Below are 18,570 nucleotides of genomic sequence, written 5' to 3' on the forward strand. Positions count from 1 at the left end.
CGGATGCCCCCCTCGATGAACCGCCGCGCGCATCTCGCGGCCTTAATGACCGGCGCCGCCCTCGCCGCCGGCCTGCGGCCCGCTGCGGCGCAAACCGTGCCCTGGTCCTCGGGCACGGATCGGCCAACCTTCACCGTGCCGCCGGGCGCCACGGACTGCCACCACCACATCTACGATGCGCGCTTCCCGGCCGCGCCCGGCGCCACCCTGCGGCCGCCGGATGCGAGCGTCGCGGATTATTGCCTCCTGATGCAGCGCCTCGGCCTCACCCGGCACGTCGTGGTGCAGCCCTCGACCTACGGGGTCGACAACAGCCTCCTCGTCCAATCCCTGAAGGCGTTCGGGCCGACCGCCCGGGGCATCGCGATGCTCGACGCCTCGGTCACGCCGGAGGAACTGAAGCGCCTGGATGCGGCCGGCATCCGCGGCGTCCGGTTCGGGACGCGCCTGCCGGGCGGCGCACCGATCACCGACATGGCGCCGGTCGCCCGCAAGATCGCTGACCTCGGCTGGCATATCCAGCTGGTCTCCGACGGCGACAAGATCGTGGAACTGGCCGACAGCCTGAAGGGCCTGCCGGTCCCGGTCGTCTTCGACCATATGGGCCACCTGCCCGAGCCCGCCGGCCCCGACCATCCGGGCTTCAAGGTCATCGCCGACCTGATCGAGACACACGGCGCCTGGGTGAAGCTCACCGGCGCCTACATTCTCTCGAAGGTCGGACCGCCGAGCTACGCCGACCGGAGCCGCCTCGCCCGTGCCTTCGTGCAACGCGCCCCCGAGCGCCTCGTCTGGGGCAGCGACTGGCCGCATCCGACCTCCCCGGCCGACGCGAAGCCGGACGATGCCGTGCTCCTCGACCTCTTGGCGGCCTGGGCCCCCGACGAGACGGTGCGGAACCGGATCCTCGTGTCCAACCCGGCTCAGCTCTACGGCTTCTGAGCGCGCTCGCCCCCGCGGAGGACCCCGACGATGGATCGCATGCCTCGAACACGCCGGAGTATTTTGGGCAGCGGCGGTGCCCTCGCCTTTACCGCAGCCGTCGGCTTCAAAGGCCGGTCGGCGGACGCGGCGGACGCCATGCCGTTCTCCGCCGGGACGGAGGCGCCCTCGATCCGCGTGCCGCCGAACGCCTGCGACTGCCACATCCACATCCTGTCGACCCGTTTCCCGGCCTCGCCCCACTGGAAGGGCCAGCCGGTGCTGGACAGTGACGTCGCCGCGTATCGCCGCTTGCAGGCGCGCCTGGGGACGAGCCGGGTGGTGGTGGTGACGCCTTCGACCTACGGCACCGACAACCGCGCGACCCTCGACGGCGTGGCGCAGTTCGGCCCCTCGGCCCGCGCGGTGGTCGTGGTCGATCTCGACATCGCCGATGCCGAACTCCGAGCGATGGCGGCGCAGGGTGCCGTGGGCATCCGGGTCAATTTCGGTACGCCGCAATCCTGGGGACCGACCACCGCCGAGCGTCTGGAGGCGATGGCCCGCAAGGTCGCGCCGCTCGGCTGGCATGTCCAGATCTACGCGACAGGCGACAAAATCGTGGAGCTCGAGCCCGTGCTGCGGCGTCTGCCGACACCCCTCGTCATCGACCACCTGGCGCGGCTCCCCCCCGACCAGGGCGGGAGCCATCCCGCCTACGCCGTGGTGCGTCGGCTGCTCGACGGCGGCCGGACGTGGATGAAGCTGTCGGGAGCCTACCTCAACACGGCGAGCGGACCGCCGGCTTATGCTGACGCCACGGCGGTGGCGGCGTCCTTCGCGGCCGCGGCGCCAGAGCGAATGGTCTGGGGCAGCGACTGGCCGCACAGGGGCGAGAAGCACATGCCCGACGATGCCCGGCTGTTCGACCTTCTGGCCGAATGGGTGCCCGACGACCGCGCGCGGGCACGGGTCCTAGTCGACAATCCGGCTAAGCTCTACGGCTTCCCCGAATAGGGCGAAGCAGGCTCAGGGGGCGGTCGCACTAACCGATCCTTGCGTCCGGCTGAGGCGCCGCCCCATCAGGATGACGGCGAGCGCCCCCGCCAGGGCAAGAACGACCATCGGTAGCAGCGCGGTCGCGAAACTTCCGGTAGCATCCTGGATCAGGCCGACGAGCGACACCGCACCGCCACCGATCAGATTCGAGACGGCGTTGATGCCGGCGATGCCCGCCGCCGCAGCCGCAGGCGACAGCGTCGTCGAGGTGAACGCCCAGAATGGCCCCTTGAAGGACGAATAGCTCGCCAGCACGCAACTGAGCAGCACGACGGTGAGCGGCAATGACGAACGGGCGAGGAAGATGCCTGCGAAGCCGAGGGCAATCACGATAAGCGGCAGCGCCGTATGCCACCGCCGCTCTCCGGTCCGGTCCGAGTGTGCGCCCCAGAACAGCATCAGTGCGGCCGCGATTCCATAGGGTATGGCGTTGACCAAGCCGGTCTGAAACGTCGTGAGACCGAAGCTCTTGAGAAGCTGCGGCTGCCAGACCGACAGGCTCGCGCTCGCCGCCGAGCTAGCGGAACAGGCCAGGGCTAGTCCCCAGACCTGGGGATTCATGACCAGCCGCTTGAGCGAGGCGTGCCCGGCCCCGTGCCGGCTGCTCTTCTCCGCTTCGATCGTCCGCGTCAGCCAGCTTCGCTCTTCTGCCGACAGCCAGGAAGCATCGGTGGGCTTGTCGCGGAGCATGACGAGGCAGGCGAGGCCGAGCAGGATCGTCGGGATCCCCTCTGCGACGAAGACCCATTGCCAGCCGTGCAAGCCAAGGAAACCGTCGGCCAGGAGCAGGCCCGCCGACAGGGGCGACCCGATGAAGCTCGCGAGCGGGATCGACATGGCGAAGGCTGCCACGATTCGCGCCCGATAACGGGTCGGAAACCAGTAGGTCGTGAACAGGACGATGCCCGGGAAGAAGCCCGCTTCGGCGACGCCGAGGAGGAAGCGGAGGACATAGAAGGACAACGGCCCCTGGGTCGTCGCCATGAGGACGCACATGAGCCCCCAGGAGACCATGATGCGCGCGATCCACCGCCGGGCGCCGTAGCGCTGTAGCATGAGGTTGCTGGGCACCTCGAACAGGAAATAGCCGATGAAGAAGAGGCTGCCCCCGAACCCGTAGGCGGCCGCCGACAGGCCGAGATGCGGCCTCATCTGCAAGGATGCGACGCCGATATTGGACCGGTCCAGCAGGTTGAAGAAGTAGCAGATCATGAGGAACGGCACGATCCGGAGGATCACCTTCCTCATGATCGCGCGTTCGTGGTCGGCGGCCGCCACTGCGTCGCTCATCGCGTTTCTCCCTGAACGTCGTCGACCTTTGTCGTCGCCCCGCGGCCGGCCGTGCACAGTTCGCTGGGGAAGAGCGGAGCTCGGCGGTCAATCGAGCCGCAATCGCGACGGGGCCCACCGCCGGACGATGAGACTCTCGCCGATCCCGGCCGCTGGCTTCGAACGCTTCGCTATGAATTTTTAGAATGGCGTTCTAAAACCGATACGCAACGGGACGCGCTCCTGTCAATCCTTCGGCAGCCCAAGCCGCAAGCAAAGGCTCGACGATCTTGACTGATCCGAAGCGTTCCGACCCAAGACGTCAATGGTTCGTCAGAGGTGGACCGGACCATGCGCGGCACGATCAGGATTTGACCGAGATGACGGAGAGCGGGAGGCGGAGCGGACAATCACGCGCCCGGCCGAAGAGCGAGGGCGTCGCGACGGCAGATCGCGTCTTGACCGTGCTGACAGCCTTTCAGCCCGGCGACGACGCCCTTGAATTGGCCGAACTTGCCAACCGGACGGCTCTGGTCAAGTCCACGATCATGCGGCTGTGCGTGTCGCTGGAACGGTTCGGGCTGATCGAGCGGATCCCGGATGGCCGCTACCGACTGGGCATGGAGGTCGCGCGCCTCGGATCCGTCTACCTGCAATCCTTCGCCCTCGAGGAGCACGTCACTCCGGTGCTCACCCGACTCGTGGCGGCATCGGGCGAAACCGCCTCGTTCTACATCCGGCGCGGCGACGCCCGCCTCTGTCTCCTCCGCGTGGATTCACCGTCGTCGCTGCGGATGCATGTTCGTCCCGGTGATCTGAGACCGATGGACCGATCATCGGTCGCCCAGGTCTTCGAACAATTCGATCCGGCGTGCCGTCCGGGGCGCAGTCTCGTCCTGCCGATTCATTCGCGAGGGACCACGGATCCCCACGTCGCGTCGAGCGCCGCCCCGGTCTTCGGAGTGAACGGGCGTCTGTTCGGCGCCCTGTCTGTGTCAGGCCCGATCTCACGGCTGACAGAAGCGCGCGCCGCTGAGATCGCGCCGATCCTGCTCGAGTGCGCCGATCACGTGACGCAGGCGCTCGGCGACGCATTCCAGGGTGAGCCCGCTCGATCTGAATAGAACGCCGTTGCGAAATACGCTTTAAGCGTGTAGGTGCATCTTGGCTCAAGGCGATCGAAGCAATTCTGGTCCCACTGAAGGTCAGGTGGCGCACCGCGTCGCATGAGGCGGATCGGAATTTCGGGCCGGTCGCCTGGATCGTCTCGCCTCATCAATGCGGGCGACCGGGACGCTCAGAACGGGACGCGATTCCCGCAAGAATAAGCCACCGAGCCGCGCCGCCGGCGCGTCGCGAACCGCCTGTCGTCGGGAGGACGGCGCCTGATGCAGTCTCGATCCGGATCGGGCGGTCCCGCCCACCCCCTGTCCGCACGGGCGGCATCCCAGAGGACGGATGACCATGTCCGCCCGCGCAAGGTCCCACGGCGGCTCCGGTCGGTCCTGTCGCTCGATGATTTCGAGGCCTCGGCACGACGGCACCTGCCCCGCCCGATCTTCGGCTACGTCTCGGGAGCATCGGAAACCAATGCCTCACTGCGCGATAACCGCTGCGCCTTCGCGGCGTTCGGCTTCGTGCCGCGCGTGCTGATCGACGTGTCCGGACGATCCCCAGAGATCGAACTGTTCGGTCGCCGCTACGCTGCCCCCTTTGGCATCGCCCCGATGGGGATCGCCGCACTGTCCGCCTATCGCGGCGATCTCGTGCTCGCTCAAGCGGCCGCGGACGCGAACATCCCCATGATCATGAGCGGGTCGTCCCTGATCCCTCTGGAGGATGTGGCGAAGGCCAATCCCGACGCGTGGTTCCAGGCTTACCTGCCCGGAGAGCCGGACCGCATCCTCGCACTGGTGGAGCGCGTCGAGCGAGCGGGTTTCGGCACGCTGGTGCTGACCGTCGACACGGCCGTGCTCGCCAACCGGGAAAACAATGTCCGCACTGGCTTCTCCACGCCGTTGCGCCCGAGCCTGCGCTTGGCCTGGGACGGCCTTATCCGGCCACACTGGACGCTCGGCACGTTCCTGCGGACGCTCGCCAAGCACGGCATGCCGCACTTCGAGAATTCCTATGCCACCCGCGGTGCGCCGATCCTGGCCAGAAACGTCATGCGTGATTTCGGCGCGAAGGATCACCTGAACTGGTCTCACTTCGCTCTGATCCGTGAGCGATGGACGGGCCGCCTCGTCGTCAAGGGCATCATGGCGGCGGAGGATGCCCGGATCGCCCGCGACCATGGCGCCGACGGGATCGTCGTCTCCAATCACGGGGGGCGCCAGCTCGACGGCACAGTGTCGCCGCTGCGCGTCCTGCCCGGCATCGTCGACGCGGTCGGTGCGACGACGCCGGTGATGATGGATGGCGGGATCCGCCGCGGATCGGACGTGCTGAAGGCGATGGCGCTCGGGGCGGCGTTCGTCTTCGTCGGGCGGCCGTTTGTCTACGCCGCAGCGGTCGGGGGTCGGGACGGCGTCGCGCACGCGATCGAGATTCTCGCATCCGAGATCAAGCGGAACATGGGCCTCGCCGGCCTTACGAGCCTGCGGGACGCCGGCCCGTCCCTGCTCCACCGAACCGGCGACGCCTGAACACCAATCTGGGCTCCCTTCGAGACCGGAGGAGCGCGGTCTTGCCGCTGCGGTTCATGAGGATCCGATGACTAATCTGCAACGGATGATCTCTGCGGGATTGAGGGCCCTAGCGATGGGCCTCCTCGGCCAACCCGCGCTCGCCAAGACGGTCGTCTACGTCTCGAATGCGACCGATGGTGACATCGGGATGTACGACATGAACCCTACCACTGGGGCGCTGACCGCGATGGGCAGGGCTCCTGCCGCGAAGGTCGTGATGCCGATGGCGGTCGCGCCCGATCAGCGGCACCTCTACGCGGTCGTCCGGTCGGAGCCCATGCGGGTCCTGACCTACGCGATTGATCCGCGCTCGGGGATCCTTGAAGCGGCCGGTGAAGCGCCGCTTCCGGACAGCATGCCGTACGTCTCGACCGATCGCACCGGCCGCTTCCTGTTCACCGCGTCCTACTCCGGCCACAAGGTCGCCGTGACCCCGATCGATGCGGACGGGCGCGTGATCCGCAGCCCGACACAGATCGTTCCGACCGGGGAGCACGCCCACGCAATCCAGGCCGATCGCAGCAACCGCTTCGTCTTCGCGACGAATCTCGGCAGCGATCAGATCGCACAGTTCACCTTCGACACGGCGCAAGGCCGGCTGGTGCCGAACGATCCGCCATACCTGAAGACGGCGAAGGGGGAGGGTCCTCGTCATTTCCAGTTCTCGCCCGATAACAGGTTTCTGTATCTTCTGAGCGAACTGACCGGCACGCTGACACAGTTCGCATTTGATCCTGCCACGGGGACGCTTAGCCCGACGTTGTCCGTCGCGTCGGTGCCGCCAGATTCCGGGCTCGTGCCGGGTACGATCCAGCCGCCAGTCACAGCGGCGACCTTGGCGGCCCGGGCGCGAAACGACGCACCGCCGCAACTCGCGATTGCCGCGGCCGACATCCAGATCACGCCGGACGGGCGCTTCCTCGTCACAACGGAACGGACAAGCAGCAAGCTCGCGGTCTTCAGGCTCGATCCGGCAACCGGCACGCCGACCTTCGTGTCGAGCATCGCCACCGTGACACGTCCGAGGGGAATCCGAATCGATCCGAGCAGTCGATACCTGATCGCATCGGGTGAGAAGTCCAATGATTTGGCCGTTTACCGGATCGATGGGGAGACCGGTGATCTTCGCGAAGTCGGTCGGTATCCGGGTGGACGAGGCGCGAACTGGGTCGAGATCGTCGACTTGCCTGCGCGATGAGGAACTCAGCGCTCTGTACCGACGGGGGTTTGACGGCTCTTCCGCGGACGACACCAATAGCGACCATGTCCGGTTTGGAGGTGTCGCCGCGACGGGCAGATTGACCGGGTTGGGCGCAAAGCCGAATGTCAGCTTCCTGACAAAATGGCTTGTTTCTTTCGATCCCCCGCAGCGGACTGGAGATCTCCGATCCGTTGGCGGGCGGGTTGGGAGGCAAGCGTGGCGGCAGCATCGTCTTGCACTTCGAGGAGTTCGGCCATCAAGCCGACTGGCCCTCGAACATGGGTTTCCACGCTCAGATTGAGGTCACGAGCCCGGGCCTGAGCGGCCTTCGGGCTACGGCACTCAAGGTCTGCGGGTTGGGTGGCATGTCGATGGACCTCGGCATCAGCGAGTCAGAGGAGGGGACCTGTGCGACTGGAGTTGAGAGACTGTCGCCAGCGATACAAGGTGGAATCCTTCTATAAAAGGGTTCGATATCAGACACATTCTCTGAGGAATCCGCAAATATCTCTTGACGAACGCTCTTGTTGGCCGCGTTCCTTGCGCACCCATCGAGGAATTGCAAATGGACGAGAGCGCCTCAATTTCTGCGTCGGAACAGACCGACTTTATTGAGCTCACCACCGAGATCGTCGCAGCTTACGTGTCGAACAACTCGGTGCGCTCGGCCGACCTTCCGGACCTCCTGGCCGAGGTCCATCGAGCTCTCGCTGGGCTCAAGGGTGCCTCGGCTTCCGTCGAGCCCAAGGTGGAGAAGGCGACGCCTTCGCAGATCAGGAAATCCATCACGCCGGACGCGCTGATCAGCTTCCTCGACGGCAAGCCGTACAAGACGCTCAAGCGTCACATAACCGGCGCCGGCCTGACCTTCGAGGAGTACCGCGAGCGCTTCGGCCTGCCGCGCGACTACCCGGCTACCGCAGCTAACTACTCGGCGATGCGCGCCGAGTTCGCTCGCAACGCAGGGCTAGGGACGCGGCCCCGTAATGCGGCTCCGAAGACCGCTGCCGCCGACGAGACGATTGCAGAAGCGCCCAAGGCCCGGGGCCGGAAGAAGGCGTCCGAGCCGGTGGCTGCGCCGGCCGAGAAGCCTGTTCGCAGCCGCAAGAAGGCTGCTACCGCCGCGGAGTGAGGCTGCCTGGCGCGGGAGCGGTGGGGAACCGCCGGCCCGCCTGCGGGTCTATCCAGCATCCCTGATGCGATGACCTCGAACCGCCCGGCTCCGGCCGCGGCGGTTTTTTCGTGCCAGTGGCCCGCGCCTTGCCACGCCCCGGCATTCCTCCCAGAATCCACTCAGCCCCGCCGGCGCCGCCGCGCGGGGCTTTTTTGTTCGTGGCGCTCGATCTGGCTCGGCTGCCCCGACACAGGCGGTCAGGGTTGCCGAGGCGGGTTGTCATCCAGGATTAGTTTAGGGGGCGATCCAGATGTGGCACGCGCGCCGCGAGCTCCCGGCCCACCTCGAAGAGCGCCATCCGAAGAAACGGGAGCGCGCTCTTGCCGCCATCCTGCTCGATCAGCGAATGGGCAAGGATGAGGTGATCGGCAACCAAATCTAACTTGGAACTAGGCGACGTATTGAGGTGCGGCGTAGGCGGCACGAACCGTTCGACGTTGCCATAGGCCCCGATCGTATCATCCGCCCCTTCAGCGATCTCAGTGATGGATCCGAGATAGCCGATGAAGCGGTGGTCGCTCATCCCGAACGAGGGCACACCTCCCGCACCAACCCATCGAGGTGTGTTGGCTGGCCCAAGCAAGCGATACCGAATGCTGAATTCCGCGGCACTCGCGATCGCCATCTTGAAAGTCTCCACAACGACCGGGCGATCATCCGGATGGACGCGCTCGAGCCAGCCTCGTCCCATCGCGTCGCGGACTTGTTGACCGGTGAAGGCCACCCATTCGCCACTCGCGTAGACGCACTGCCCAGCCGCATCCGTGACGAAGATCATGAAGTGACGTCTCGCTACCTACAGGCGAACCAATCTACGTTGCAGCCAGGGTTGTGCAAGGGCCCACTCAACCCCAGGTAAGTCCCGCGTCCATGGTGGTAGCCACAACGAGGTAGCATCATGGTCGACGAAACGGAGACGGCCAGACTGCGCTTGTGCGAGCTCGCAGAGGTGCTCGGTGTCCCGGTGGATTATTTCTATCAGGAAACGCCGACCGCGAGGCCCGAGGACACCGTCGAATTGCTTCGGCTTTGGCACCGGCTGAATACATCATCCGGGCGGCTCGCCGCGCTCGCGGCGGTGAACAAGATCCTCGACGAGGAGCGGTGAGCGCGTTCCGCCCCGATCGATCGCCCCCCAGCCCGGTAAGCAGATAGGGATGAGACCGAGCCAAAGCGGCGCAGACGAACTCGGACTTGCAAACCGTCCATAACACTCCCCGGCTTCGACCGGGGCGCCTTTTGTCGTTCCGCCCCCGACGACACCGCCGCGCGGGGCTTTTCGCCGGCTCGCGCTGACCCAGGTGAGTGTGGACAAAGCGCCATTGTGCGACGGTAGACCATCGCTGGCAGATTGCCTCGGGCGCTGGCGGCCGAGAGTGACGTGCGCTCCCGCCCACCAGTGGGGACTGGCATGTCGCGCCTCTTCTTTGATTTTCACGATGGGCAGTCGTTCCTGCGCGATCCTATAGGCTTCGAATGCAGTGATCGCGAAATGATACGGAATGAGGCTGTGCGAGCTTTGTCGCTTATGGCCAAAGAGATCATTCCCGATAAGGGCGAAACCCAAGCCTTTACGGTTGTCGTTCGCAATGCCGACAACGCAACTGTCTACACAGCGACCGTCTTATTCGCTGGCCTCTGGCTTGGAGAGCTCCCATTTCCTCCCGGCGAACAGGATCCTTTCGATTGAATCGGCGATCGGTGCCTCTCTGATCGCCTAGCCAAGTTGCGTCCCGGCAACAATCAGCGAACCGTCTGCGGCGCCTCGGGTTTGAGCCACAGGGGGATCCTGATTCCGGAGGCGTTAGTGTCGCGCTACTTCATCAGCACAGCTAACGGCCACGTGGTCGAGGACGACGAGGGCGTCGAGCTATCAAGCCGCGGGGCATTGCGCGCCATGCTCGGGAGGACGCTGACGGCGATCCTCCACGACGAATGCGCGATCGACGGGGCGACCGAGTGCAGCGCCCGAGCCTACGACGAACATGGCAAGCTCGTGATGCAGGCGCGGGCCAGCATCGACATCGCAGATCAGTAGGCGCCTCGGCTCACACACTGGTAAGATCGGACGCTCCTCCGCCCCGTGAGCAGATCGGGCCGGGGTCGAGCGGGCAGAACCAAAGTGGATTGATCAGCCTCCACCGCCTCCTCCGCCGCCCGTCCCTGGTCCGCCGAGATTGCCGTCCTTATTCGGCGTGTTCCAGTGGATGATACCGTCACTTGGTGGCCGCAGTACCGTTGTCGACGGAAGAGGAGAGCCGAATTGGGGGGCTTCGATCCTCGCGTGAGGAGCCGCTCGACGAGTTCGCCCACGTTGTGCGTCAGCTGCAGTGCTCGCGCTGATCATGAGCGCCGCCATGAGCAATCTGATGAGCACGGCAACCATGATCGTCTCGCGTCGTGCAGAGTGCGCCTCCAGAAGGCAACCACCGCGCACGTCGCGTCAGGATAGTCGAGCTTCGGTCGATCGCAACCGCGCAGCATAGGGCGCTCGAGGTCCTCGCCGCCCATCCGCTCAGCCTCGCGCAGCTCGCCAACCAGCCGCCTTCGCCTCGTCCTCGCTGCAGAACATGCGCTCGCCGGAGCCCGTGTCGATTACGGTCCGATCGTAGTCCCGAGTGCCGGGCAGGTGGTAGATCTTGTCGCCCTTGCGCGAGATGTTGCCCTTGATCGCGCAGGCGGCCTGTGTGGGCGCCAGAGGCTTCTCCCTCTCCGGCCGGGTCTCAACTCCGCTAGCTCGCTTGGCGCGGCGCCAGTCCGACGGCGGGTCGAAGATGCCGGCCCAGAGCCCGCGCTTCAGCGCCCGCGCGGTGGTCTCGGCCCCGACGTAGTCGCGGGAGTAGCGCTGGTAGGCCGTGGCGTAGCCTTGGCTCACCATCCACGCGTTCAGGTCCTCCTCGGCCTTCCGGCACACCGCGACGGTGCGGCCGTACCGGTCGGTGTCGCGAGGCTCGCACGAGATGTTCGCCTCGCCGATCCGGTCTGCGAGAGCAAGCGCCGCCACCTGCCCGCAGCGATAGGACTTGCCGGCGGCGTCCTGGCAGAGCTGCGCGTTCTCCGGCGCGTCGATGCCGTGCAGGCGGATACGTGTCTCCCGGATCACCACCGTGTCGCCGTCCGTCACCGAGGCGCGGCCGACGATCGGCTCCGCAGCCAGGGCGGGGACGCTGAGCAATAGGAGGGCGGCGAGGGCGTGGCGCATCTGCGAGCGATAGCGCATCTTTGCCTGCGGGTAAGCTAGTCTCGAAGGTCGCGCGGCGCAGCGACACGCGGGCTCGCAAGCGGGCTAATCTGCTGCCCAGCACACCTCCCGCTCGCCGAGATCCCTGACCGCACTTCGTTGAAATGAACTGCCGGTCCAGACGATCTCTTCGAACTTGCAGCGGTCATCCGCGATATAGCGAGCGGCAATCAGCCGGCTGTTGACCTGGTATTTCATGTCGAGCGACAGCATATCCTCGCCCCCAAGAGGGGAGTCGAACACGCGCCCTGTCTGCACGTCGACCACCGGCACGAACACGCATCCGGCTCCGCAGCCGATTGTCACGAGGGCGAGATGTCCCGCGAAGTTCGCGCCGGCCTTGGCGCCGGCAAGGATACGGGTCCTGTACATGGCGTGCTCTCGATCGCGGCCTCGGAAATCCGGGAGACCGACGGGGCCCCGGTACGGAGCAACGGCATAGGCAGCGAAGTCTGGCGCCTTCGGCTTGGTCGCCGCGGCAGGGGCACTGGGGGCTGCCTGAGTCGCCGACTTAGAGACATCGTCGAAGCACCGCAGACGGAGCAGCGAGTCCTTCACGTCACGGCAGGCGGCAATGTCCGACGCGCTCTGAGCGTGTGCCCCACCGATAGCAGCGACGAGAGCGAGGGCGGCGAGGGCTACGCGCATGGCGGCAAGATAGCTGAGCTTCGACAACCGGCAACCTATTCAACGGCGTCGTGCTCGGCCGCGGCGGAAGGTGGTCGATTTTCTTCGCCATCCTCCTGCGAAAATGATGCCGAAGCCTCAGCGGTTGTACGTGCAGCTAACAAACGCGCCAGGCCGATGCGAAGCGTCTTGATCCTTGACCGCTCGTCTTCCGAGAGGTCAGGATCGTCCGCATGCTTTTCTGCAGCAGCATGAAGCTGGGAAAGGTCATAGAATTTTTCTTTCGGCGCCTCGTGCAGTGAGTACCTGCGGGGTTCTGATCCCACCGTATGCCCAAGTATGCCGCTGCAAATCTTAGACAAAAAATGTCCATCAGCTAGCGAAGATTTAGAGATCCAGTCTTTGACTTTTACCTCATTGCCGTTAAAAGCCCATGCTTCCGCGATATGATAATAAAATCGCGAGTTATAGATGCTTCCATTTCCGACGCTATCCTCAATTTGTTTCAGCAGTATGCTGTGCAATTTGTGCAGCAGGGGATCGTCGAGCGTCTCCTCTGTCGGTTGCCCTTCAATCTTGATCAGGCCTGCTTCACCGGCGCGCCAGACCCAAAATTCTGCAGCGAAGCCAATGGAAGGCCGCGACTCAAACAGCTTCACAAGGCGATCTCGAAATTCGTCACTTCTTCCGCCTTTGCAAATTTCCGACAGCAAAAACGAAGCATTGGCTCTCGGTCCAAGCATAAAAGCGCCGACGTCCTTATCAATACCTAGTATAACGTCTCCAAAATCAAACATCGCCTCCAGCAAACTTATAGGCGCACTGTCCTTCGGTGCTTCATGCAGACGAAAGCGCAGATCTTGAAAATATTCTCCGATCGGCGGTCGATTTACGCCCACTTCACGAGAGAATATGTCCTGCATCATCGCCAGCTGATCTGCTCGACTAGTTTCATGTGAGAGTGCTCGATCGAGTATTTTAGCCGATATGCTATTTTCGGGAACGTGCAGGCTAAAGTACGCGTCATATCCTTGTTCTGACCCAACGCCTCTCCGATTTACTACACGAACATAAGTCTCTGAGCTTAAGGCAAAGATTCTTCTCTTCTCAAACAACTTTGTCATAGATGGGACGAGCAGGCACAATAGCCTCACACTTCGTTCCTGGTGGAACTCCGGAAACAACGAGAGGAACCTGTCCCCGGCCTTTGACTTTCCCTCCTCCGTGGCCATGTCCCAATTGCCAGTGCCAAACATCGCTTCACGATTGCTTCTCATCCAGTCGAAAAGATCAGGTTCAAATAAGCGTACCCCCTCCATCGCGAGTACGTCCTGCGGATATATCTCGCCTTCAATTGCCGGCCATGTAAATTTTACCGCGTTTGAAAGTCTTGCGACGTCCCTCGGATATTTGATCCAATTATGGACACCACCAACTACTATTCGATACCATCTCTCGTTTTGCGGCGTGTTGGCAGTTAGAAACCCAATCTCCGCGTCAAGCATAGATAGCAAAGCTGTTCGGCTTGGTTTTGGAAGTTCTACTTCCTGCTGAATGATCTTCTCGGCAAAATTTGGCCCGCCGGCTTCTAGCTTCCGGCCTCGACCAAGGGCCGGCCAAACAATGCTGCGATCATAAGCCAGTAGGTAGACAACATGGGGCAGCCGCCCCAAGGTCTTAACCATCTGCATGATGCTTCGGATCTCGCCTCGTGTTAATCGATCGAGATCGTCAATTACGACCAAAAACTTCTCATCTTGCTCAACGATACGCTTTCTTAGCTTCTCATAGGCGGATTGCAACGATGGTTCTGCAAGCCACCTTTCCAATTTGCTCGCCCCACCTTTCTTAGCTGCCTCGCTGGCGAACTTGATGCCAATGCCAGTGAGAGTTCCGGCGCCGGGAGCGAGGATGCTTCCTATGGCAGCTGCTGCGTCAACTACCGGGTCCACGTTCTTCCGAAGTACGCGTAGCCCTGCCTTTCTTCGTTTGGCCCAAGCGTCTTTCTGATCAGCAAGCTGCTCAGTGATGATCTTGAAGAACGACTCGATGAGATCCTGGTGGCCAGAAACGATCCAGGGGCGGAAATCTATGACGTGGACCGGCTTTTTACCGTCCTCAAGTTCCACATTGTGCTTTTCGATATACGCCTGGACGAAATTGAGGGCTGTCGACTTCCCAGATCCCCAAGCACCCTGTAGCCCAATGACGTAGCCGTTCGGCGCATCAACTTCGACGATCGAATCCGCCAGTCGCTTTGCGAAGGGCGCAAAGCCCAGCCGGTCTTCGGTCCAAGGATTCTCTTTGGGATTGTCGTCAGAGAACTGAGGTCGGGACATGCTGCCTTGACGCTATCTGAAGCGCAGCCGTTCACGCCGCGCTGGCGTGAGATAGGGTGATCTCGACGAACTACGACTGAGGCTTCGATCCCTTCCTCAGCCGCACCCCGGGCCCCTCGCCGTTCTCGTCGATGAAGATGACATCGGCGATCTAACGCGCAGTCTGCGAACTGGTGGGCCCGGCAGGACTCGAACCTGCAACCAGACCGTTATGAGCGGTCGGCTCTAACCATTGAGCTACAGGCCCCTGCGTCCGGATAGCCGTCGCAGCCCTGCAAGTTCAACCTGTCGGCAGGGCAGCGTAGGAACTGGTGGGCCTATGCAGCGGCCTCAGCTCTCTCGCTGTCTTCCTGATCGTCCTCGGTCCGATCATCCTCAACCGCGCCTTCGTCTGCTGCGCTCCCCGCCGCAGCACCGGCCCGGTACTTATCGCCCTGCCGCTCCAATTCGCCACTGTTGGCCATCACGCTAAGGTATGTGTTCAGGGTGTTGGTGGCCACGTCCGTCAGGCGCTCGCTGATCTCGGCGTGCGTCAGACCCTCAGAGCCAGCTTCCTCAAGCAGCGTCTTCAGCCGCCCCTTGGCAGAGTTGGCGCGCGGTCCCCGGGGCCCACGGCTACCACGAGGCCGGTCCTCACTCGCCGGCGTGCGACGGCGAATCGTCAGATCGTCGGCAGGCTCGTCCAGCGGTGTGCCTTCCACGATAGATGCAAGTGACCGCTCAGCCAGACGGAGCTTCGTCAGCTCGCCGCTCACGCGCTCGTACTCAGCCTCAAGACTCTCGCGCTGGTGCCTCACGTTGGCCAAGGCCTTCGCGAGCGTGTCGTCATTTGTCATCGGTGACTCGACTTCTTCCTTCTTGGCGCTCGGGATCAGAGGCGCGGTTGCAAACCGTATCATTGCGCTCCCCTGGTTCTCGCGATGCTGAACGTGACGCCGGCACGAAGCCTCTCAACGTCGCACGGCATGCCGCCACGCTTCGTGGATGCGATCTCTCGGTCAATCGGTTTCTCTGTGGCTCCGGGACGAGCCGCAAACGACAGCGGCATCGTGGTCGTGTGAAACCGCAAGGTTTCCGCCACCGCATGGGCGGCCACGCTAGCAGCGTCTCACACGTTGACGCGCTCAGTCTGCAACCTCACACGCTGTCGAGATCGGCTGTGTGAGACGCCAGTGTGAGCCGCGCTAGCAATTTCAGCTAAGTGCTTGATTTTGCTGGCGCGCCCTACGGGAATCGAACCCGTGTTTTCGCCGTGAAAGGGCGACGTCCTGGACCGCTAGACGAAGGGCGCTCTGGCTGGGCTGGGGTTCTATAGTCGGACCGGAGACGCCCGGCAACCGCCCAGGCGCGGCACAGGTGCCACAGGCCTCAAGTTTGACCGCGAGCCGGGTTGCGGCGATGGAGGAACATGCCCCAGCCCACCCCTCGCATGACCCTCGTCCTCGGCGGGGCGCGGTCCGGCAAGAGCGCCTACGCGGAGGGGCTGATCGAAGCCTGCCCCGGCCCGTGGCTGTATCTCGCCACCGCGCAGGCCTTCGACGACGAGATGGTCGCGCGCATCGCCCAGCACCGCGCGCGGCGCGGCGGCGCCTGGCGCACCCGCGACGTGCCGCTCGCCCTGCCGGAGGCGGTCGCCGAGGCCGAAGGACCGGTCCTAGTCGATTGCCTCACGCTCTGGCTCACCAACCTGATCCTCGCGGAGGCCGACGTGGCGGAGGCGACGGCGCGGCTCCTCGCCGCCTGCGCCGGCGCGCGGGGTCCGCTCGTGCTGGTCGGCAACGAGGTCGGGCTCGGCATCGTGCCCGACAACGCCCTCGCCCGGCGCTTCCGCGACGCGGCCGGCCGCCTCCACCAGCAGCTCGCCGTGCAGGCCGACCGGGTCGTGCTCACGGTGGCGGGTCTTCCGCTGGTCGTGAAACCGCAGGCCTCTCAGACACAAGCCCCCCGCACAGGAGCCCCCGCATGAGCGACGACGCCGCGCGCCACCGCGAGAAGATGGAGAAGCGCAAGGCCGTCCAGGACGCCGAGGTCGCGGGCAAAACCCTCGAGAAGGGCCTGCTCCTCGTCCACACCGGCCCCGGCAAGGGCAAGAGCACCGCGGCCCTGGGGCTGATGCTGCGGGCCCTCGGCCGCGGCTGGCGGGTCGGCATGGTGCAGTTCATCAAGGGCGGCTGGGACACCGGCGAGCGCCACGCCGTGGCGGCCTTCGGCGACCGGGTCGTCTGGCACACCCTCGGGGAGGGGTTCACCTGGGAGACCCAGGACAAGGCGCGGGACATCGCCGCGTGCCGCCACGCCTGGGAGGTCGCCGAAGGCCTGATGGCCGATCCCACGATCCGCCTGCTCGCCCTCGACGAGCTCAACATCGCCCTGCGCTACGACTACCTCGCCCTCGACGCGGTGCTGGCCGCCCTGCGCGCGCGCCGGCCGGACCTGCACGTCGTGGTCACCGGCCGCAACGCCAAGCCGGCCCTGATCGAGGCCGCCGACCTCGTCACCGAGATGGGCAGCGTCAAGCACCACTTCGCCGCCGGCGTGAAGGCGCAGGAAGGGATCGAGTTCTGAGCCCGCCGCGGACCAAGGCCCTGATGATCCAGGGCACCGGCTCCGATGTCGGCAAGTCGCTGATCGTGGCGGGGCTGGCGCGCGCCTTCACGGCGCGGGGCCTGAGGGTCCGGCCGTTTAAGCCGCAGAACATGTCGAACAACGCCGCCGTCACCGCCGACGGCGGCGAGATCGGCCGGGCGCAGGCGCTCCAGGCCCGGGCCGCCCGGGTGGCGCCCTCCGTGCACATGAACCCGGTCCTGCTGAAGCCGCAGAGCGAGGTCGGCTCCCAGGTGGTGGTGCAGGGCCGGATGGTCGCCACCGTGAAGGCGCGCGACTACCAGGCCTGGAAACCCCGGCTGATGTCCGCCGTCCTCGACAGCTTCGCGCGGCTCTCCGCGGAGGCCGACCTCGTCCTCGTCGAGGGGGCGGGCTCGGCCTCCGAGGTCAACCTGCGCGCCGGCGACATCGCCAATATGGGCTTCGCCCGGGCCACCGACACGCCGGTGATGCTGGTCGGCGACATCGACCGGGGCGGGGTCATCGCGAGCCTCGTCGGCACCAAGGCGGTGATCGATCCGGAGGATTCCGCGATGATCGCCGGCTTCCTCGTCAACCGGTTCCGCGGGGATCCGAGCCTGTTCGCCGACGGGATGCGGCTGATCGCCGAGCGGACCGGCTGGGCGGCGCTCGGCCTCGTGCCGCACTTCCCCGACGCCGCGCGCCTGCCGGCCGAGGACGTGCTGGGGCTCGCCGGCTCGGAGGCGCGCGGGCCCGGCTCCGTCACGGTGGCGGTGCCGGTGCTGCCGCGCATCGCCAATTTCGACGATCTCGATCCGCTGCGGGCGGAGCCGGGCGTCCGCGTCACGCTGGTCCGGCCCGGGACACCGATCCCCGCCGAGGCCGCGCTCGTGCTGCTGCCGGGCTCCAAGACCACGATCGACGACCTGGAGGCTTTTCGCCAGGAGGGCTGGGACATCGACCTGCGCGCCCATGTCCGGCGGGGCGGGCGGGTGCTGGGACTCTGCGGCGGCTACCAGATGCTGGGCCGGAGCCTCGCCGACCCGCACGGGATCGAGGGGGCGCCCCGCACGGTGCCGGGCCTCGGTCTGCTCGAGGTCGACACCGTGATGACGCCGCAGAAGCGCCTCGCCGCCGTCACCGGCACGAGCCTGCCCGACGGCGTGCCGTTTGCCGGCTACGAGATGCACATCGGCGCGACCGAAGGGCCCGACGCGGCCCGGCCGCTGCTGCGCCTCGCCGACGGGCGCTCGGACGGGGCGGTCTCGGCGGACGGGCGCGTGGCCGGGACCTACGTCCACGGCCTGTTCGCGCAGGATGCCCAGCGGGCGGCCTGGCTCGCGCGCCTCGGGACCGCCTCGGACGGCGCCGGCTACGAGGCCGGGGTCGAGGCGGCGCTGGACGGCCTCGCGCGACACATCGCGGCCCATGTCGACTGCGACCGCCTCCTGGCGCTTGCCCGGTAGGCGCGGCCTGAGCCAGGG

Annotated in this window: 18 protein-coding genes and 2 tRNA genes; 12 read left to right on the forward strand and 8 right to left on the reverse strand. The window is 65.3% G+C overall.

Annotated features, from left to right (window positions below; genetic code table 11):
- Positions 1–3 precede the first annotated feature (3 nt).
- Complete coding sequence (locus MOTC310_RS26365; RefSeq protein WP_331303888.1) at positions 4–942, forward strand: amidohydrolase family protein; 939 nt, start codon at positions 4–6, stop codon at positions 940–942.
- Between the two features lie 138 nt (positions 943–1,080).
- Entirely contained in the window at positions 1,081–1,938 is an 858-nt protein-coding gene (locus MOTC310_RS26370; RefSeq protein ID WP_331303889.1) for an amidohydrolase family protein, read from the forward strand.
- 12 nt (positions 1,939–1,950) lie between these two features.
- On the opposite strand, the gene MOTC310_RS26375 is transcribed toward MOTC310_RS26370, so the two are convergent.
- Positions 1,951–3,270 carry an MFS transporter gene (locus tag MOTC310_RS26375; RefSeq protein WP_331303890.1) on the reverse strand — a complete coding sequence of 440 codons (1,320 nt, stop codon included), beginning with the start codon at positions 3,268–3,270 and terminating at the stop codon, positions 1,951–1,953.
- Between the two features lie 359 nt (positions 3,271–3,629).
- Between MOTC310_RS26375 and MOTC310_RS26380 the strand changes: the two genes are divergently transcribed.
- The 4 genes from MOTC310_RS26380 (at position 3,630) to MOTC310_RS26395 (ending at position 8,272) form a co-directional block, all read left to right on the forward strand.
- Positions 3,630–4,373, forward strand: a complete 744-nt coding sequence (locus MOTC310_RS26380) for an IclR family transcriptional regulator (RefSeq protein WP_331304118.1) — start codon at positions 3,630–3,632, stop codon at positions 4,371–4,373.
- A gap of 264 nt (positions 4,374–4,637) precedes the next feature.
- The gene (locus tag MOTC310_RS26385) at positions 4,638–5,897 is read left to right on the forward strand and encodes an alpha-hydroxy acid oxidase (RefSeq protein WP_419539957.1); all 1,260 of its coding nucleotides are present in this window, start codon (positions 4,638–4,640) and stop codon (positions 5,895–5,897) included.
- 115 nt (positions 5,898–6,012) lie between these two features.
- Complete coding sequence (locus tag MOTC310_RS26390) at positions 6,013–7,137, forward strand: lactonase family protein (RefSeq protein WP_331303891.1); 1,125 nt, start codon at positions 6,013–6,015, stop codon at positions 7,135–7,137.
- Between the two features lie 568 nt (positions 7,138–7,705).
- A complete protein-coding gene (locus MOTC310_RS26395; protein ID WP_331303892.1) occupies positions 7,706–8,272 on the forward strand; it encodes a Ros/MucR family transcriptional regulator in 567 nt (188 codons plus the stop codon).
- A gap of 271 nt (positions 8,273–8,543) precedes the next feature.
- Here MOTC310_RS26395 and MOTC310_RS26400 read toward each other — a convergent pair whose 3' ends face one another.
- Complete coding sequence (locus tag MOTC310_RS26400) at positions 8,544–9,092, reverse strand: PAS domain-containing protein (RefSeq protein WP_331303893.1); 549 nt, start codon at positions 9,090–9,092, stop codon at positions 8,544–8,546.
- 120 nt (positions 9,093–9,212) lie between these two features.
- Here MOTC310_RS26400 and MOTC310_RS26405 point away from each other — a divergent pair, with 120 nt between their 5' ends.
- The 3 genes from MOTC310_RS26405 (at position 9,213) to MOTC310_RS26415 (ending at position 10,352) form a co-directional block, all read left to right on the forward strand.
- Entirely contained in the window at positions 9,213–9,422 is a 210-nt protein-coding gene (locus MOTC310_RS26405; protein ID WP_331303894.1) for a hypothetical protein, read from the forward strand.
- Between the two features lie 303 nt (positions 9,423–9,725).
- Positions 9,726–10,004: a DUF6894 family protein gene (locus tag MOTC310_RS26410; protein WP_331303895.1), complete on the forward strand. Its 279-nt coding sequence runs from the start codon at positions 9,726–9,728 to the stop codon at positions 10,002–10,004.
- Between the two features lie 117 nt (positions 10,005–10,121).
- On the forward strand, positions 10,122–10,352 hold the full coding sequence (locus tag MOTC310_RS26415; RefSeq protein ID WP_331303896.1) for a DUF6894 family protein: 231 nt from the start codon (positions 10,122–10,124) through the stop codon (positions 10,350–10,352).
- Between the two features lie 477 nt (positions 10,353–10,829).
- Here MOTC310_RS26415 and MOTC310_RS26420 read toward each other — a convergent pair whose 3' ends face one another.
- From MOTC310_RS26420 to MOTC310_RS26445, 6 genes are all read right to left on the reverse strand, one after another.
- The gene (locus MOTC310_RS26420) at positions 10,830–11,534 is read right to left on the reverse strand and encodes a thermonuclease family protein (RefSeq protein ID WP_331303897.1); all 705 of its coding nucleotides are present in this window, start codon (positions 11,532–11,534) and stop codon (positions 10,830–10,832) included.
- A 66-nt stretch (positions 11,535–11,600) separates the two neighbouring features.
- Complete coding sequence (locus tag MOTC310_RS26425) at positions 11,601–12,230, reverse strand: hypothetical protein (RefSeq protein WP_331303898.1); 630 nt, start codon at positions 12,228–12,230, stop codon at positions 11,601–11,603.
- Positions 12,231–12,238: 8 nt separating this feature from the next.
- Positions 12,239–14,521, reverse strand: coding sequence for a KAP family P-loop NTPase fold protein (locus MOTC310_RS26430; protein ID WP_331303899.1), 2,283 nt, complete (start codon positions 14,519–14,521; stop codon positions 12,239–12,241).
- Between the two features lie 171 nt (positions 14,522–14,692).
- A tRNA-Ile gene (locus MOTC310_RS26435) sits at positions 14,693–14,768 on the reverse strand.
- Between the two features lie 70 nt (positions 14,769–14,838).
- Entirely contained in the window at positions 14,839–15,357 is a 519-nt protein-coding gene (locus MOTC310_RS26440; protein ID WP_331304120.1) for a hypothetical protein, read from the reverse strand.
- A 379-nt stretch (positions 15,358–15,736) separates the two neighbouring features.
- Positions 15,737–15,812, reverse strand: a tRNA-Glu gene (locus MOTC310_RS26445).
- 117 nt (positions 15,813–15,929) lie between these two features.
- Between MOTC310_RS26445 and cobU the strand changes: the two genes are divergently transcribed.
- The 3 genes from cobU to MOTC310_RS26460 are packed head-to-tail and all read left to right on the forward strand — an operon-like array spanning position 15,930 to position 18,552.
- A complete protein-coding gene (cobU, locus tag MOTC310_RS26450) occupies positions 15,930–16,487 on the forward strand; it encodes a bifunctional adenosylcobinamide kinase/adenosylcobinamide-phosphate guanylyltransferase (RefSeq protein WP_331303900.1) in 558 nt (185 codons plus the stop codon).
- Entirely contained in the window at positions 16,484–17,086 is a 603-nt protein-coding gene (gene cobO, locus MOTC310_RS26455; protein WP_331291694.1) for a cob(I)yrinic acid a,c-diamide adenosyltransferase, read from the forward strand. Before cobU ends, cobO begins: the two co-directional genes overlap by 4 nt.
- Positions 17,087–17,109: 23 nt before the next feature.
- Entirely contained in the window at positions 17,110–18,552 is a 1,443-nt protein-coding gene (locus tag MOTC310_RS26460) for a cobyric acid synthase (RefSeq protein WP_331303901.1), read from the forward strand.
- The last annotated feature ends 18 nt before the right edge of the window (positions 18,553–18,570 follow it).

The organism is Methylobacterium oryzae, from assembly GCF_036441375.1.
Taxonomy (GTDB): domain Bacteria; phylum Pseudomonadota; class Alphaproteobacteria; order Rhizobiales; family Beijerinckiaceae; genus Methylobacterium; species Methylobacterium oryzae_A.

Bases quoted from the DNA above. Each gene is read 5' to 3' on its own strand.
- MOTC310_RS26385 (WP_419539957.1), top strand. From the start codon at position 4,638: ATGCAGTCTCGATCCGGATCGGGCGGTCCCGCCCACCCCCTGTCCGCA.
- MOTC310_RS26375 (WP_331303890.1), bottom strand. From the start codon at position 3,270: ATGAGCGACGCAGTGGCGGCCGCCGACCACGAACGCGCGATCATGAGG.
- cobO (WP_331291694.1), top strand. From the start codon at position 16,484: ATGAGCGACGACGCCGCGCGCCACCGCGAGAAGATGGAGAAGCGCAAG.
- MOTC310_RS26460 (WP_331303901.1), top strand. From the start codon at position 17,110: ATGATCCAGGGCACCGGCTCCGATGTCGGCAAGTCGCTGATCGTGGCG.
- MOTC310_RS26410 (WP_331303895.1), top strand. From the start codon at position 9,726: ATGTCGCGCCTCTTCTTTGATTTTCACGATGGGCAGTCGTTCCTGCGC.
- MOTC310_RS26430 (WP_331303899.1), bottom strand. From the start codon at position 14,521: ATGTCCCGACCTCAGTTCTCTGACGACAATCCCAAAGAGAATCCTTGG.
- MOTC310_RS26365 (WP_331303888.1), top strand. From the start codon at position 4: ATGCCCCCCTCGATGAACCGCCGCGCGCATCTCGCGGCCTTAATGACC.
- MOTC310_RS26390 (WP_331303891.1), top strand. From the start codon at position 6,013: ATGGGCCTCCTCGGCCAACCCGCGCTCGCCAAGACGGTCGTCTACGTC.
- cobU (WP_331303900.1), top strand. From the start codon at position 15,930: ATGCCCCAGCCCACCCCTCGCATGACCCTCGTCCTCGGCGGGGCGCGG.
- MOTC310_RS26395 (WP_331303892.1), top strand. From the start codon at position 7,706: ATGGACGAGAGCGCCTCAATTTCTGCGTCGGAACAGACCGACTTTATT.
- MOTC310_RS26440 (WP_331304120.1), bottom strand. From the start codon at position 15,357: ATGACAAATGACGACACGCTCGCGAAGGCCTTGGCCAACGTGAGGCAC.
- MOTC310_RS26420 (WP_331303897.1), bottom strand. From the start codon at position 11,534: ATGCGCTATCGCTCGCAGATGCGCCACGCCCTCGCCGCCCTCCTATTG.
- MOTC310_RS26400 (WP_331303893.1), bottom strand. From the start codon at position 9,092: ATGATCTTCGTCACGGATGCGGCTGGGCAGTGCGTCTACGCGAGTGGC.
- MOTC310_RS26405 (WP_331303894.1), top strand. From the start codon at position 9,213: ATGGTCGACGAAACGGAGACGGCCAGACTGCGCTTGTGCGAGCTCGCA.
- MOTC310_RS26370 (WP_331303889.1), top strand. From the start codon at position 1,081: ATGCCGTTCTCCGCCGGGACGGAGGCGCCCTCGATCCGCGTGCCGCCG.
- MOTC310_RS26380 (WP_331304118.1), top strand. From the start codon at position 3,630: ATGACGGAGAGCGGGAGGCGGAGCGGACAATCACGCGCCCGGCCGAAG.